This window comes from Roseimicrobium sp. ORNL1, assembly GCF_011044495.1.
In the GTDB taxonomy this organism is placed as follows: Bacteria; Verrucomicrobiota; Verrucomicrobiia; order Verrucomicrobiales; family Verrucomicrobiaceae; genus Roseimicrobium.
On record NZ_CP049143.1, the window covers coordinates 1,165,955 to 1,179,896 of the forward strand.

Here is a 13,942-nt window from a genome sequence, read left to right on the forward strand (position 1 = left end):
CGAAGATGCAACGGCAGACTATTGTCGCCTGCGTCGGTGGCTTGCTGACGTTGTTGGCATGGGGTTCCCAGACGTCATCATTGCGTGCCGAGGAGAAGGCGGCAACTGGTGCGCGCAAAGGGGAAACCGGCTACATCGAGTACTGGCCGGGTGACCTGCCCGTGATTCTCTCCGCGCCGCACGGAGGTCGTCTCACACCCAGTGAACTACCCAATCGCACCACGGGGCGACTCCAGCGTGATGCTTTCACCGTGGAACTGGCCACCGCGATGCGCACCGCGATGCAGCGGAAATATGGCGCTGCCCCGCACCTGATTGTCTGCCATCTGGCACGTGTGAAACTGGATGCGAACCGCGAAATCAAAGAAGCAGCGCAGGGAAATGCCACGGCGGAAAAGGCATGGCATGAGTACCACGACTTCATCAGTGAAGCGGAGAAGAGTATCCTGCAAAAATATCCCAAGGGGCTGTATCTGGATATCCACGGGCACAGTCATGACAAGCAGCGCGTGGAGCTGGGCTATCTCCTCGGCAAGGATGAGATCCAGTGGCCACCGCAGCGGCTGAATCTTCCCGAGGTTGCAGCCCGCAGCAGCATCCGTTTGCTGGACCAGAGTTCAGACGAAGACTTTGCCGGCTTGCTGCGTGGACCGTCCAGCCTGGGAGGACTCCTGGAGCAGCGTGGCGTGGCGTGCGTTCCCGCGCCGGGCGCCAAGGTGGAGTCCGCGGATTTGTATTTCAACGGCGGCTATAACACGGAGACACACGGCTCGATGGACGGGGTGGGGCTGGATGCCATCCAGCTCGAAGTGCCGCGCAAATTCCGCAATGAGAAGGTCGATCGCGAAGCGCTGGCCCGCGCCCTGGCGGATGCCCTGAGCCCCTACTTTGAGAAGCACTTCAAGATGCCCTTGATACAGGAGAAGCCAGCGGCCCCGCCCGCGTCATCTTCTGCAACATCGGACTTGAATCAAAAGCCTCCCAGCCGTTGATGGCAGCATGGCAGTAGAAATCAATGTCACCTATGAAGGCGGCCTGCGCACCCGCGCCATCCACGGCCCCTCGAAGACGGAACTCGTCACGGATGCTCCCGTGGACAACATGGGGAAGGGCGAATCCTTCTCTCCCACCGATCTCGTGGCCACCGCATTGGCTGGTTGCATCGCCACCACCATCGGCATCGTGGCCCAGCGAAAGGGCATCGAGGTCACCGGCATGCGCGTGCGCACGGAGAAGCACATGAGCACGGACAGCCCGCGCCGCATCGTGCGCCTGCCCACCACGGTGTGGATGCCGCTGCCGCCGGATCATTCGGAGCGCGCGCTCTTCGAGAACACGGCCCACGGCTGCCCGGTGCACCAGAGCGTGCGTCCGGAGATCGACATCCCGATTGAGTTTGTGTGGGAGGGCTGAGGCCCTGCTCGTGCTACTGAGCACGAAATACCTAAAACTGATTCCTTCGTGACCCCGAAGGAAGATGACTGATTCACGCGCGTAGATGCACACCGAAGCATCACTACCGTTTGCACTCTACGCCGATGAATCGTCGCACTCTTCTCACTCAAGGCACGGCCGCAGGAGCCGCCGTGGCTCTTTCCTCATTCAATATTGTCCGGGGCGCTGAGCAGCCCGGAAAGAAACTGAAGGTCGCGGTCGTCGCGCTTGGGCGTGGCATGGGCCATGTGAGCGCCCTGCTCACGCTGCCGGACGTGGAGATCGCCTATCTCGCCGAGGTGGATCCGAAGCGCCTCGAGCGCGGGCTCAAGGTGGTGGCGGACAAGCAGCAGGTGTCCTGTCAGGGTGTGAGGGACTTCCGCAAGATCCTTGAGGATAAGTCGGTGGATGCGGTCTTCATTGCGACGCCGAACTTCTGGCACACGCCCATGGCACTCATGGCCATGCAGGCGGGCAAGCATGTGTACGTGGAAAAACCGGGCAGCCAGAATCCACGTGAGGCGGAGATGATTGTAGAAGCCTCCAAGAAGTACAACCGCCTCGTGCAAATGGGCAACCAGCGCCGCACGTGGATGAAGGACGCCATTGATGCGCTGCATGGCGGCGCCATCGGTGAGGCAAAGTTTGGCCGCGCTACGTATTACAACAAGCGTAAAGCCGTTGGCGTGCCGGGAGAACTCGCGGCCTCGCCGGATCTCGACATGGATATGTGGCAGGGACCGGTGCCGGATGAGCGCGACATGAAGCCCTTTGTGCACTATGACTGGCACTGGCTCTGGCATTGGGGCAACGGTGAACTCGGCAACAACGGCATCCACACGCTGGATATCCTGCGCTGGGGTCTGAAGGTGAACTACCCCGAGCGCATCACTTATCTCGGCAATCGTTACTGGTTCGACGACAAGCAGGAGACGCCTGACACCGGCACCGCTGTATATGACTGCGGCAAGGTGGGCTTCGAGTGGGTGCAGAGCAGTTGCCACCAGCGCTCCGCCGAGAAGAGCATCGGCGAAATCGTCTTCTATGGAGACAAGGGCACCATGGGCATCAGCCGCGACACATGGACCACCTACGATCTCGCCGGCGCGGAAACCGGCAAAGGAAAGTCCACCGCGAAGGGAGGAGATCCCGCGCACATCGGCAATTTCCTTGATGCCATCCGTGGCAACGCCAAGCTCAACTCACCCATCGACGAAGGCCAGAAGAGCACCATGCTCTGCCACCTGGGGAACATCGCCTACCGTACCAACACCGTCGTGCGCTGCGACCCGAAGACCGGCAAGGTCCTCGACAATGCCGGAGCTGAGAAGCTCTGGGGCAGGCCGGAGTACCGCAAGGGGTGGGATGTGAAGGTGTAGGAACGCTCACCCCAAGGATTGGGGGCATTCTTGCCCCCGTTTCTTATTTAGAACAACACGCTGTCCTGCTGGGTTAAGTCAGCGCTTTTACCCCCAATACTGCCCCATCTTCTTGCGCAGGAATGTCACGCTGCGCTCAAGCTGGTCCATGCCTTCCACACCGTCTTCGATGCTGATCCAGCCGTCGAAGCCCACGCGCTTGAGTTCGGTGAAGATGGCGTCGTAGTCGTTGAGGCCCTTGCCGATTTCACCGTGGCGGAGGCGCTTGGCATAACCGAGGGCGCCGCCTTCTTCCTTGCGGAGGTCTTCGATGGTGCCTTCGATGAGGTAGCGATCGCTGGCATGCATGGTGACCACGCGCTTGGAGACGCGGTAGAGGAGTTCCAAAGGATCCTCGCCGGCGAGGTAGGTGTTGCTGGGGTCGTAGTTCACTCCGAAGTGGGAGTGATGCACGGCGTCCACCAGTTTGCAGAAGACGTCCATCTTCTGGGCGAACTCGGGGTACTCCCAGAAATCATCCTTGTAGTGGTTCTCCAGGATGAGGGTGATGCCGCGCTCCTGAGCATAGGGGATACAGGCGTAGATGCAATCGGCGGCGAGCTTCACACCCTCGTCCATGCTGAGCTCTGGACGGCGTTGACCGCTGAGCACGCGGCAGTAGGAACCGCCGAGGACCTCCGTCATGTCGATCCAACGCTTCTGCTTGGCGATTTCCTTTTCACGGAAAGCGGCATCAGGATGCGTGAAGTCCGGAGAGCAACACATCATGGGGATGCACTTGCCCGTGTCTTCCACTTCCTTGCGAAAGCGGGTCCAGTTGGATTCATCGGCCATCTCCAACAAGCCTGCGTACCATTCGAGGCCATCGATATCGAGCTTGGAGGCGAGGGCGATCCATTCGGAGACTTTCATGGTGCCGTCCTTGCAGAGAGCCTGCATGAACGCTTTGGGGAAGGCGGCGAGTTTTGGCATGAGTCGGGAAGAGGCGAAAGAGTGGGGAAAAGCTGTGCCGGGCTATTACTTGGCGGGCGTCGGGATGGTGGTCGCGTCCTTGGGAGGATTGCGACCGATGAAGGGATGCTGCTCAAGATCTACCACCTGTCCGCTGATGGGGCCGCTTTCATCCGCGAGCCAGTACACGACGGCAGCGGCGATTTCCGCGGGCCACAAGATTCGACCAGCTGGCGCATAGACCTTGGGCACCTGGGTGTACCAGTCATCGGCGAGGCCGTGTTCGCGTTTGCGTTGGGCTTCGTTTTCGGTGAGCACCCAGCCGGGATTGATCTGGTTCACTCGTACGCCGTCTTCGCGCATCAGTGTATCGCCGAGGTTGCGGGTGAGGGTCATGAGCGCGCCTTTGGAAACGCTGTAGGGAAAAAGGTTAGGCTCGCCACTCCACGCATTCACGGAGCCGATGTTCAGCACGGCACCGCGTACTTTACGAAGCTCCGGCAGCGCGACCTTGATGAGGGAGAAGGGAGCCAGCGTATTCACCTCCAGCATGCGCCGGAAGAAAGCGAGGTCCGTGGTGTGGATGTTCGAGGCGGAGACCATCGCAGCGTTGTTCACCACAGCATCCAGCTTGCCAAAGGTGAATACGGAAAGTTGCACCAAGCGCTCTGCCGCGCCTTCAGCGGTGAGATCCTCAATGTGCAGCACGGCCTTGTCCTTGCCGAGTTCTGCGACGAGTGCTTCACCCAGGTCCTTCTCCAGGCCGTGGATGATGACGCGGGCGCCTTCGGTCACGCAACGCTGTGCAATGGCCTTGCCGATGCCGGTGCAGCTGCCGGTGACGAGTACAACTTTATCTTGGAGACGGGAAGACATGGAAAGAAAGGAGCGTGGTGGATGAGGAAATGTTAAAAGTGGGAGCGCAGAAGATTTTTTAGGCTGGGCTGTCGCCCGCTACACCTTCGCTGCGGTTTTCCTGAAAATGTTTGGCAAGTTGATCTGCATAGAAGGGCACCCACTTGTCCAGAAGCTCATTGCGTTTTTTGAGAATGTCTTCGCTTTTGGCATCACGCATTTTGCGGTCCACCACGCCCATGTCTTCAAGAACACCCAGATAGCGATTGCACGTATCGCACATATACATGTCCAAGGTGCGCTGCAGTTCTTCGACATTCATCGGAGTTCAAGGAATCAGGCCTGCGTGAAAGGGCCGGCATTCTGCTTGGTGAGCGCCTCACGGACCTTCTGTCCGTTTAAGTTGGCCACTTCGGCTTTTGATTGCAGGGCCAATGCTGCGGCACATCCGGCAGCTTCGCCCATGGCCATGGCGGTGACGGTCACGCGCGTGGAGGCATGAGCGCCACGGGTGGCGGAGTGGCAACGGCCGGCGACCAGGAGGTTTTCGATCTTCTGCGGCAGCAGTGATCGATAGGGGATGTCGTATGGCGCAGGCTGCACCTTCTCCGGCTGGAAGTCATTGGCACTGCCCAGCGTGGTCTTGTTGGGATGCAGGTCCAGATACCAGCAGCCGGTGGCGATGGCGTCGTCGAAGGAACGCCCCTTCATGATGTCATCCTCATTGAGCACATGCTGGCCGAGGAGACGTCGGGATTCACGCACACCAATCCACGGATAGGCTTCGAGGAAGTAGGAGTCCTTGAAGGCAGGCACCTCCGCTTTCCAGGCGCGGAACATCGCCAGCGCATCGGCGCGGCCCTGCATTTCTGCACGGGTGAGATCCGCGGCATCCGTGGGATTCGCGGGCACGCGCACGCCGTGGATGTAAACCTCGTCTTTGCCGTAGGTGAAGCCCACTCCGGGGCCGTAGAAGTGCGGCAGTTCACCGCGCTGCTGGGCATTGAGCAATGCGGTGCGGCACAGGGCGCTGATGCCCTTGGTGGGTTGCACGTGTCCGATGCGGAAATGCAGGGTGAGCGGCTGCACCTCGGCGCTTTGTTCCGTGGGAGCACCGGCCCAGGCGGCCACATCGGCATCACCCGTGCAATCGATGACCACCTTGGGGCGGATGCGCACGAGGCCATCTTTGTTGGCAATGGTGACCGAGGTGATGCGGCCACCGGAGGATTCCGCATCGCACGCCACGGAGTTGAAGAGCACCTTCAGCTTTTCACCGCAGGCCTGGAGCTCACGATCCAGCAGCACCTTGAACTCAAAGGTGTTTGGAATCGTGGGATTGTGCGGCTTGATGTGCGTGGCATCCGGCTTGCACACGCCGGTCTTCGCGAGCAGTTCCAAGGCGATGCCCTTCACCACCACGCGGTTGTCCTTGATGTTGGAGATGCCATCGAAGTAGGGCAGCCCTACGTTCGTGATGATGCCTCCCGCAAACGGAGCCTTCTCCACGAGCAGCGTCTTCGCCCCGGCGCGTGCTGCACTCAGGGCTGCTGCCGTGCCTGCGCAACCGCCACCGCAAACGAGCACGTCGGTTTCGATTTCGCGGACGTTCTTCTTTGGAGCCGTCGCATCAGGCGACTGCGCGCTCAAGAGGGGGGCGGCCACCGCGGCAGCCGCGGAAGAGGTGAGGAAGGTGCGACGCGTGTTCATGGCATCGTCGTATGTGATGAGGTTTGTTACACCGGCTTCAGCACGCTCTTCACCACTTCGCCCTTGTGCATCTTCTCGAAGGCTTCGTGCCAGTCCGTGATGGGCCACACGCCGCCGATGATCGGGCGCACGTCCATCTGGCCGCTGGCGAGCAGCGCGATGACGCGTTCCCACACGGGCCAATTGTGGCTGAAGCTGCCCTGCAGGGTGATGTTCTTCTGCACGAGCGGATCAATGTTGAACCCGAGTGGCTGCGGGCCCCAACCCACCTTGCTGATCCAGCCGGCGGGACGTACGATGTCGAGCGCGATGCGGAGCGTTACGCTCGCACCAGCGGCGTCAATGACACCATCCGCACCCATGCCATCGCGTTCCATGGACCAGGGCTTGGCATCGCCGATGATGACTTCGCAGCCGTATTTCTTCGCGATTTCCAAACGGTGCGCATCCTGCGGCAGACCCACGAGGGCCACTTCCGCGCCACACAGGCGGGCCATGGCGGCACAGAGAATGCCAATGGTGCCAGGTCCGAGCACGACGACGCGGTCACCGGGCTCGATGCGCGCGTTCTTCACCACCGCGTTGTAGGCTACGCAGCAGGGTTCGGTGAGGCAGGCCTGCTCAAAGGGAAGCTGGTCCGGCACATGGTGCAGGATGCGGGAGGGCACGCGCACGTACTTCGTCATCGCGCCATTCACGCCGTAGCCGAATCCCTTGCGCGTGGGGTCCAGATTGTAGAGCCCGCGACGCGTCATGGGATTGTTCTGGCTGATGATGGCGGCGGTTTCGCTCACCACGCGGTCGCCTTCCTTCCAGCCCTGCACCTCCTTGCCCACTTGCACAATGTGTCCACCGAACTCATGGCCCAGCACCACGGGATAGTTCACCGGCCAGGAATGATCCGCGGTCCACTGGTGCAGGTCACTGCCGCACACGCCGACATTGGCGACTTCGAGCAGCACATCCTCGGCGCCGATCTCCGGCTTGGGGATTTCACGGATTTCGACGGAGCCCTTTTCAGGCGCGAAGTTGACGACAGCGGCGGAGTTCATGGGAGGAAGGGAATGCGTTTCGAAAATGGGATGGACCGACTCAGGCGGGAAGCGGCTTAGCCACCCACTGCTACATCGCCATAGGCGTGGATCTTTTCACAGATCAGGCGCAGGGAGCTTTCGAGGTCGCCATCGGCGGTCTTGAAGGCATCGGCATCAATGGTCAGCGGAGCGCCGAGCACCACGAGTGGGGCGCCAAATTCAGGGCAGCGGATGGCCTGCTCCAGGGTGAGGCCACCCACGGCCTGCACGGGAATCTTCACGGCCTGCACCACTTCGCGAAGCTGGTCCAGCGGGCTCGGCATGCGATGACCGGCAGCGGCGATGCCACGGCGCTCATCATAGCCAATGTGGTGAATCACATAATCACAGCCGAGATCTTCCAGCCACTTCGCGCCTTCCACCATGTCGGGGCACACCATGTTGTCGCCCATGACCTTCGCGCCGAAGTCACGACCGGCGTTCACCACGCACTTGATGGTTTCCGCATGCGCGCGTGCCATCACCACCACATGCGTGGCGCCGGCCTTGGCCATCATCTCCGCTTCGAGGTAGCCACCGTCCATGGTCTTCAGGTCAGCCACGATGGGCGTATTCGGGAATGCCTTGCGCAGGGCGCGCACGCCGTGCAGTCCTTCTGCGAGAATCAGCGGTGTGCCAGCTTCCAGCCAATCCACGCCGGCGCGCATGGCCAGCGCGGCAGTCTCAAGGGCTTCGTCGATGTTGGTGAGGTCGAGGGAGATTTGAACGATGGGTTTCATAACGGAGGAGGAAGCGGGTGCTGAAATGAAAAGGCGTAGGGCGGGCAGGTGCGGGTGAATGAATCACGCCACGGTGGTTTCATCCGCGGGCATCCACTCGGCCCATTCGCGGATGTGCTTCTGCATCTGCTGCACCGCTTTTTCAGGGTCACCGGCAGAGAGCGCGCGGAAGATGGGGCGATGACCACGAAGGGCGTGGTCGCTTACGGGAATATCATTCGCCGCCTGCCAGCGATGCGCTTTGGCCAGGAGCAATTCAAACTGCGTGCGGACCGTGTGCCAGCAAACGCGCAGTCGCTCATGCCGCGCGGCCTGCATGATGAGGTCGTGGAATTCCACATCGAGACGGCTGATGTTCGTCACGTCCTTCTCTTCCTCCAGCGCTTCGAGATTGCTCTTCAGAAGGGCGAGGTCCTGCGAGGTCACTTTCTCGGCGGCGAGCTTCACGCTCATGAGTTCCAGATTGAGCCGCAACGAGAGAATCTCCTCGAAGTCCGCTTTCGTGAACTGCCGCACCTGGCAGCGCCCGCGATGATCGAAGACAACCACGCCATCGTGCTCCAGTTCCACCAGCGCTTCGCGTACGGGCACCCGGCTCACGTGGAGTTGCTCGGCCAGCTTGGGCTCACTTACCTGACTGCCCTCTGCGATCTGGCCGGAGATGATGGAGCGGCGCACCTGCGCAGCCACTTCCTCCGCGAGGGTGGAGCGGCGGATGGCCTGGAGACCGTTGGAGGGTAGGGATGCCATACTGTATACAGTATAAGTGCGACATGTAGGCAGGAGGAGCCTTTCGTCAATGGGCTTGTTGCGTTTTTGTCACGACCCCGGTGGAGCCCAAGATTCTTACAAGTCTGCTGGCGCGCCGGAATTCCTGCGTTTAGTTCCTCCAACAACTAACATCAGCTCCCTCAAAACCATGCCTGTGGAAGATGAGTCCCTGTCACCGCCTGCAAGAGAAGAAACTGTGCTCTGGTCCGGCCATTCCTCCCAGTGGGTGCATTTCTGGTGGTACTTCTTTTGTGTGCTTCTGGCCGTGGCTGCGGTGGTCGGCGCGATCTTCACCGCAGGGCTCTCTCTGGTGGGACTAATCATTCCCCTCGTCATGTGGGGTCTTCGCTGGTGGATGACCCGGACGACGAAGTACGAGCTCACCTCCCAGCGTTTGCGCCGGACATCCGGCATCCTGAACCGCACCCTCGATGAACTCGAGCTCTACCGGGTCAAGGACTACAGTGTGGAGATGCCTCTGATGATGCGCATCTTTGGTCTCGGCAATCTCCGGCTTGTCACCTCAGATGCCACGACTCCGGTGGTGGACATCCCTGCCATCCAGGGAGCCATGGATGTGCGCGAGCTCCTCCGTACGGCTGTCCAGGCCGAGCGCGATCGCAAGCGTGTGCGAGAACTGGACGTGGATGGTCCTGGCGGATCGATTCCCTGAAGGGGGAATGACCCGTGATTGCAATTAAATGCTTTACCCATTCGGCATTCCCAGATTGAATCCGAATTACTCTATGGAGAGCGTGGTGATTTCGCTTCGTGAGATCACCTCTGTGCACACTGAAAGGTGTGGACATCAAATATCGCTTAACTAAACTCCGCTGAAATTATGTCGGCTGCGCATACCACCGCTACCTCAGGAGTTGTCTTCACTCATCCCACCCTCCTGGGCGCGACCACGGAAACGGGAGATGGCTATCATCAGGAGCTTCTGCGTGGCGTCACGCATAAGCTGAATAACCTCCTCGCCATCATTCAGGGCTTCAGCAGCCTCATCTTGATGAATGATGATCTTGATGAGGGTTCCAAGGAGAACATGCAGCACATCAAGGAAGCGAGCGTCGCCGTGTCTGGCTTGAGCGAGCGTATTCGCGTGGCTGGTGGTTGTGCGAAGATCTCGCCCCAAACGCTGAACCTTGCGGATTACCTCACTGCTGTGGAGGCGTCCCTGCGTGACCCCTTCATCAAGGCTGGCGTTCCCTTTGATATCGAAGTTCCTCCGGGTCTGCCGAATGTGGAGATCGATCCTTCCAAGCTCAAGGATCTGCTGATGGAAATCCTGCGCAATGCCGCCGCAGGTGCGCAGAGTGGAGGTGGTCGTGCGCTGATGCAGGTCAGCGGTCCCGGCATTGTGACCCCGACGCAAGAAGGCCGGGTGGATATTTTGATCACGAATACCGGCTCCACGATTCCTCAGGATAAACTTCAGGAAATCTTCAAGCCCTTCGTCAGCAGCCGCAGCAGTCATCATCTTGGGCTCGGCCTCACCGTCGCGGCCATGCTGGCACGGCAGATGAACGTGCGTCTTGGAGTGCACTCGGAAGAGCACATCGTCACCTTCTGGCTGAGCCTGCCGATGGCGTAACGCTACGCCATCGTTGCGCGGTGCGCATTGCTCAGTCCCGACGGACGACACTTTCCAGCACCTGCACCGCGATTGCCGCGGGCCGTGCTTCGTAGCATTTCGCCGCAGCCGTTCGACATGCGGCTGCCACGCGGTCGTTTTCCGCGAGGTTCTTCAATGCGGATGCGATCGTCACGGCCTTGAAGTTCTTGGGGTACACGGTTGCGGATGCTCCCAGTTTCTCAAGCCGCGCGGCATTGTCCGGCTGGTCATGACCCATCGGCATGAGGAGCTGCGGCACTCCGGTGGCCAGAGCTTGAGAGAGGGTGCCGATGCCACCATGATGAACTAGCACACTCACGTGCGGCAGCAGTTCACCGAAGGGCAGGTAGTCGAAATGCTGTGCAAACTCCGGCAGCGGAGACGGCAGTTGTTCTGGATACCGGGTGCCAATGAGGGCGCGCATGCCGGCAAGACGGCAGGCCTCCAGGCCTTCGTGGAAAAACTCCCTGGCCTGCGCGTTTCCACTGCCAGGGCTCAGCAGCACCGGCTTGTCCCCGGCTGCGAGCCACGCCAACAGTGCGTCGGGAAGCGGGTACTGACCCTTCAGATCCTCCAGAGGAAAGCCCGTCTGCGTCGTGTGCACCGGCCAGTCCGGCTGGGGGGCGGCGAACCAGGAGGGGAACAGCGCGAGGTTCGCATCTGGCGAGTGCATCCAGTGGGGCAGGGGACGGGGCGGTGGAGTGACTCCGATATCGCGGCAGAGATTTTTCAGCACCGGCGCCAGCTTGAAGTCCGCTGGATTGGGCATGGAAAACATCAGTCGCTTCACCCACTTGGGCAGCCGGGTGATCCATTCCATGCCGGGAATCAGGATCGGCGTGTCGTACAGGCTGAGGAAGCACGAGGGTTGCAAGTGGGTGGACACGAGTGGCACTCCAAATTTTTCTCGTGCCACCCGCGCGGCGAAGAGGTGAAAGGGCGAGACCAACCGGCTCTCCCCGGGGCGGATGCGTGAAGCGATCACCTCGTAGCAGGGGCGCAAAAATTTTGCCCCACACTCCAGCACCAGAGCGGTGCCTTTCAGCGGCTTCCACAGGTCCGGGTGACGCACCAAAGTTTCGAATTCCGCCTCCTCGCCCAGTGGAAGGAACGTTAATCCGGCACCCTCCACCATGGGACGGAACATGGGCGCAGTGATGAGCTCCACCTCGTGGCCGCGGGCTTTCAGAAGCCGTCCCATCCAGATGAAGGGATTCACATCACCAGCACTGCCAAATGGGGTCAGGAGAAAGTGCGCCATCTCCCCCACGCTGCACCATTCCCGCCCGTTCGTAAAATGTCGCCTTCGGTGGACAGGGGTATCTTTCTCCGGTACCTCGATGTTCCGGTAAATGCCCACTTTTCACCGATTCTTGTTTTCCGTGCCTTCAAGCTGCGCAGTGCCACGTACACTCCTTTAGGAAATGGCGGCGAAACGAAAACCCATCATTGCTCTCACCATGGGCGACCCTGCCGGTGTGGGCCCTGAGGTGTGCCTGCATCTCATCACGCGGCAGAGCATCTCGGAGATCTGCACGCCGGTGATTTTCGGGGATGCGCTGATCCTCAAGCGTGTCGCCGCACTGACAAATCTCCCGTTTGATGCAGATGTCCTGAAGCCTGCTGAGTGGAGAACAAAGCGCAAAAAGCTCGACCGTCCTGCGGTGCTCGATTTGCCAGCGGTGAATTCGGACCGCGTTACGCCGGGTGAGATCGGCGCGCACACCGGCGCTGCGGCGTTTGCCTATGTGGAGGCTTCCATCGAGGCCGCGCTCGCGGGCGAGATTGCCGGCGTGGCCACGGGCCCGCTGAACAAGGAGGCGCTACACATGGCCGGCATCGACTTCCCCGGGCACACGGAGATCTTCGCCAGCCGCACGCACGCGCCGCGCTGGTGCATGATGCAGTACTCGGACGAGATAACCTGCACCTTTGTCACCGTGCACGTGGGCTATTCGGAAGTGCCCGCGCTGCTCACCCAGGAGCGTATCGTCGATGTCATCGAGCTCACGGCAACGGCCCTGCAGCGCATCCGCGGTTATGCGCCGAAGATCGTGGTATGCGGGCTCAATCCCCATGCCGGTGAGCACGGCCTCTTTGGAAACCAGGAGGAGGAGCGTGTCATCATTCCTGCCATCGAGATTGCTCGTTCCAGAGGGCTGCAAGTGGAAGGCCCCCTGCCTCCTGATACGTGCTTCGTTCCCGCCAAGCGCAAGACCACCGATGCCTTCGTGTGCATGTATCACGATCAGGGGCACATCCCCGTGAAGGCCCTCGCCTTCGACAGCGCGGTGAATACCACGCTCGGTCTCCCAGTCATCCGCACCAGTGTCGATCACGGCACAGCGCTGGACATTGCCTGGCAGGGCAAGGCAAATCCCGGCAGCATGATTCAGGCGGTGCGATTGGCGGTGAAACTGGCGGGTGGGTGAGTGTTGTGGTGGTGCTGGCAGACACTGCACCACCATGCCCGGTTCCACACGCGATCCACGGGCATGAGTTCCATCAATCAAAACCAGCCGGAGCACAATCGCGACGACCTTGCCGGCCCGCAGGCGGTCGATAAGATTCGGGCGCTGGTGAGCAAGGCGCAGACCTGCTTCTTCTGTTCCAAGGTCGTGGTGCGTGGTTCTACCGGAGCGCGTCCCATGAATGTGCGGAAGGTGGATGACAATGGCAGTCTCTGGTTCCTGAGCGCGGATGACAGCCATCTGAATCACGAACTCGCCCGTGACCCTTCGGTGCATCTCTATTTCCAGGCTTCACCGCATTCGGGATTTCTGCATCTCATGGGGCGAGCCCGGGTCACGCGTAATCCGGCGATGATTCACGAACTGTGGGAGCCGCTGATCAAGACATGGTTCACGGGAGGCGAGAACGATCCGCGGATCACTGTCATCGAAGTTATTCCCACGGAAGGGTACTACTGGGATGTGAAGCACGGCAACATGGTCGCCGGCATCAAGATGATGATCGGCGCGGCGATTGGCGAGACGCTGGATGATTCGATCGAGGGTGCGATCCGGCTGTGATGGGGAAGTGAAAAGTGATAAGTAATATCAGGACGAGTTGAAAACAGGGCTTTAACGCGACGAACTCACCCAGCGTGTTGCGGCAGGCCCAAGGAGTGGGGACATTCCTGTCCCCATGGAAGCGCGAACTACACCTTCAAGCTCTCAATAGCTCCCTTCGTGTAAACGAGGCGACTGCTTCGCAGGGAGCGGCACTAGCCTGGTGCCGTCATAGGCAGCGTCGTCACGCCAGCAGCTTGGAAACGTCCTTACAGCTTCGAAGAGAAAGGCTCCGCACCCTTTTTGCCCACCGCCGGCACTAGGCTAGTGCCGCTCCCTGCGAGACGCCCTTTCACCACTGGGGACGTTCTACCTCCAATGACTCCGTTTGTACTTCCAT

General features: G+C 60.4%; 15 protein-coding genes. 7 read left to right on the top strand and 8 right to left on the bottom strand.

The genetic code is table 11. The features are described 5' to 3' along the window. Positions 1 to 5: 5 nt before the first annotated feature. The 3 genes from G5S37_RS04745 to G5S37_RS04755 all read left to right on the top strand — a co-directional run bounded on the left by G5S37_RS04745 (position 6) and on the right by G5S37_RS04755 (position 2,813). Entirely contained in the window at positions 6 to 992 is a 987-nt protein-coding gene (locus tag G5S37_RS04745) for an N-formylglutamate amidohydrolase (protein WP_165201366.1), read from the top strand. Positions 993 to 999: 7 nt separating this feature from the next. Beyond that, a complete protein-coding gene (locus tag G5S37_RS04750) occupies positions 1,000 to 1,413 on the top strand; it encodes an OsmC family protein (RefSeq protein WP_165201368.1) in 414 nt (137 codons plus the stop codon). A 125-nt stretch (positions 1,414 to 1,538) separates the two neighbouring features. Beyond that, positions 1,539 to 2,813, top strand: coding sequence for a Gfo/Idh/MocA family oxidoreductase (locus tag G5S37_RS04755; RefSeq protein WP_165201370.1), 1,275 nt, complete (start codon positions 1,539 to 1,541; stop codon positions 2,811 to 2,813). An 87-nt stretch (positions 2,814 to 2,900) separates the two neighbouring features. On the opposite strand, the gene G5S37_RS04760 is transcribed toward G5S37_RS04755, so the two are convergent. The 7 genes from G5S37_RS04760 to G5S37_RS04790 form a co-directional block, all read right to left on the bottom strand. Then, positions 2,901 to 3,785, bottom strand: a complete 885-nt coding sequence (locus G5S37_RS04760; RefSeq protein WP_165201372.1) for a sugar phosphate isomerase/epimerase family protein — start codon at positions 3,783 to 3,785, stop codon at positions 2,901 to 2,903. A 45-nt stretch (positions 3,786 to 3,830) separates the two neighbouring features. Further along, positions 3,831 to 4,640, bottom strand: a complete 810-nt coding sequence (locus tag G5S37_RS04765; RefSeq protein ID WP_165201374.1) for an SDR family oxidoreductase — start codon at positions 4,638 to 4,640, stop codon at positions 3,831 to 3,833. Positions 4,641 to 4,698: 58 nt separating this feature from the next. Continuing rightward, positions 4,699 to 4,941, bottom strand: coding sequence for a hypothetical protein (locus tag G5S37_RS04770; RefSeq protein ID WP_165201376.1), 243 nt, complete (start codon positions 4,939 to 4,941; stop codon positions 4,699 to 4,701). Between the two features lie 14 nt (positions 4,942 to 4,955). Then, positions 4,956 to 6,329, bottom strand: a complete 1,374-nt coding sequence (locus tag G5S37_RS04775) for an FAD-dependent oxidoreductase (RefSeq protein WP_240914800.1) — start codon at positions 6,327 to 6,329, stop codon at positions 4,956 to 4,958. A 26-nt stretch (positions 6,330 to 6,355) separates the two neighbouring features. Beyond that, on the bottom strand, positions 6,356 to 7,381 hold the full coding sequence (locus G5S37_RS04780) for a zinc-binding dehydrogenase (protein WP_165201378.1): 1,026 nt from the start codon (positions 7,379 to 7,381) through the stop codon (positions 6,356 to 6,358). A 56-nt stretch (positions 7,382 to 7,437) separates the two neighbouring features. Then, positions 7,438 to 8,142, bottom strand: a complete 705-nt coding sequence (locus G5S37_RS04785; RefSeq protein ID WP_165201381.1) for an orotidine 5'-phosphate decarboxylase / HUMPS family protein — start codon at positions 8,140 to 8,142, stop codon at positions 7,438 to 7,440. Between the two features lie 63 nt (positions 8,143 to 8,205). Further along, complete coding sequence (locus tag G5S37_RS04790; RefSeq protein WP_165201383.1) at positions 8,206 to 8,892, bottom strand: GntR family transcriptional regulator; 687 nt, start codon at positions 8,890 to 8,892, stop codon at positions 8,206 to 8,208. Between the two features lie 169 nt (positions 8,893 to 9,061). Between G5S37_RS04790 and G5S37_RS04795 the strand changes: the two genes are divergently transcribed. Next, entirely contained in the window at positions 9,062 to 9,586 is a 525-nt protein-coding gene (locus tag G5S37_RS04795; protein ID WP_165201385.1) for a PH domain-containing protein, read from the top strand. A 168-nt stretch (positions 9,587 to 9,754) separates the two neighbouring features. After that, positions 9,755 to 10,510: a HAMP domain-containing sensor histidine kinase gene (locus tag G5S37_RS04800; RefSeq protein ID WP_165201387.1), complete on the top strand. Its 756-nt coding sequence runs from the start codon at positions 9,755 to 9,757 to the stop codon at positions 10,508 to 10,510. A gap of 31 nt (positions 10,511 to 10,541) precedes the next feature. On the opposite strand, the gene G5S37_RS04805 is transcribed toward G5S37_RS04800, so the two are convergent. Then, entirely contained in the window at positions 10,542 to 11,792 is a 1,251-nt protein-coding gene (locus G5S37_RS04805) for a glycosyltransferase (RefSeq protein WP_165201389.1), read from the bottom strand. A gap of 163 nt (positions 11,793 to 11,955) precedes the next feature. Here G5S37_RS04805 and pdxA point away from each other — a divergent pair, with 163 nt between their 5' ends. Both pdxA and G5S37_RS04815 read left to right on the top strand, forming a co-directional pair. After that, complete coding sequence (gene pdxA / locus G5S37_RS04810; protein ID WP_206026308.1) at positions 11,956 to 12,963, top strand: 4-hydroxythreonine-4-phosphate dehydrogenase PdxA; 1,008 nt, start codon at positions 11,956 to 11,958, stop codon at positions 12,961 to 12,963. A 63-nt stretch (positions 12,964 to 13,026) separates the two neighbouring features. Further along, the gene (locus G5S37_RS04815; RefSeq protein WP_165201391.1) at positions 13,027 to 13,563 is read left to right on the top strand and encodes a pyridoxamine 5'-phosphate oxidase family protein; all 537 of its coding nucleotides are present in this window, start codon (positions 13,027 to 13,029) and stop codon (positions 13,561 to 13,563) included. The last annotated feature ends 379 nt before the right edge of the window (positions 13,564 to 13,942 follow it).

Excerpts from the sequence above, each read along its gene's own strand:
- G5S37_RS04765 (WP_165201374.1), bottom strand. The coding sequence starts at position 4,640 with ATGTCTTCCCGTCTCCAAGATAAAGTTGTACTCGTCACCGGCAGCTGC.
- G5S37_RS04815 (WP_165201391.1), top strand. The coding sequence starts at position 13,027 with ATGAGTTCCATCAATCAAAACCAGCCGGAGCACAATCGCGACGACCTT.
- G5S37_RS04800 (WP_165201387.1), top strand. The coding sequence starts at position 9,755 with ATGTCGGCTGCGCATACCACCGCTACCTCAGGAGTTGTCTTCACTCAT.
- G5S37_RS04785 (WP_165201381.1), bottom strand. The coding sequence starts at position 8,142 with ATGAAACCCATCGTTCAAATCTCCCTCGACCTCACCAACATCGACGAA.
- G5S37_RS04755 (WP_165201370.1), top strand. The coding sequence starts at position 1,539 with ATGAATCGTCGCACTCTTCTCACTCAAGGCACGGCCGCAGGAGCCGCC.
- G5S37_RS04780 (WP_165201378.1), bottom strand. The coding sequence starts at position 7,381 with ATGAACTCCGCCGCTGTCGTCAACTTCGCGCCTGAAAAGGGCTCCGTC.
- G5S37_RS04760 (WP_165201372.1), bottom strand. The coding sequence starts at position 3,785 with ATGCCAAAACTCGCCGCCTTCCCCAAAGCGTTCATGCAGGCTCTCTGC.
- pdxA (WP_206026308.1), top strand. The coding sequence starts at position 11,956 with ATGGCGGCGAAACGAAAACCCATCATTGCTCTCACCATGGGCGACCCT.
- G5S37_RS04795 (WP_165201385.1), top strand. The coding sequence starts at position 9,062 with ATGCCTGTGGAAGATGAGTCCCTGTCACCGCCTGCAAGAGAAGAAACT.
- G5S37_RS04770 (WP_165201376.1), bottom strand. The coding sequence starts at position 4,941 with ATGAATGTCGAAGAACTGCAGCGCACCTTGGACATGTATATGTGCGAT.
- G5S37_RS04750 (WP_165201368.1), top strand. The coding sequence starts at position 1,000 with ATGGCAGTAGAAATCAATGTCACCTATGAAGGCGGCCTGCGCACCCGC.
- G5S37_RS04805 (WP_165201389.1), bottom strand. The coding sequence starts at position 11,792 with ATGGCGCACTTTCTCCTGACCCCATTTGGCAGTGCTGGTGATGTGAAT.
- G5S37_RS04775 (WP_240914800.1), bottom strand. The coding sequence starts at position 6,329 with ATGAACACGCGTCGCACCTTCCTCACCTCTTCCGCGGCTGCCGCGGTG.
- G5S37_RS04790 (WP_165201383.1), bottom strand. The coding sequence starts at position 8,892 with ATGGCATCCCTACCCTCCAACGGTCTCCAGGCCATCCGCCGCTCCACC.
- G5S37_RS04745 (WP_165201366.1), top strand. The coding sequence starts at position 6 with ATGCAACGGCAGACTATTGTCGCCTGCGTCGGTGGCTTGCTGACGTTG.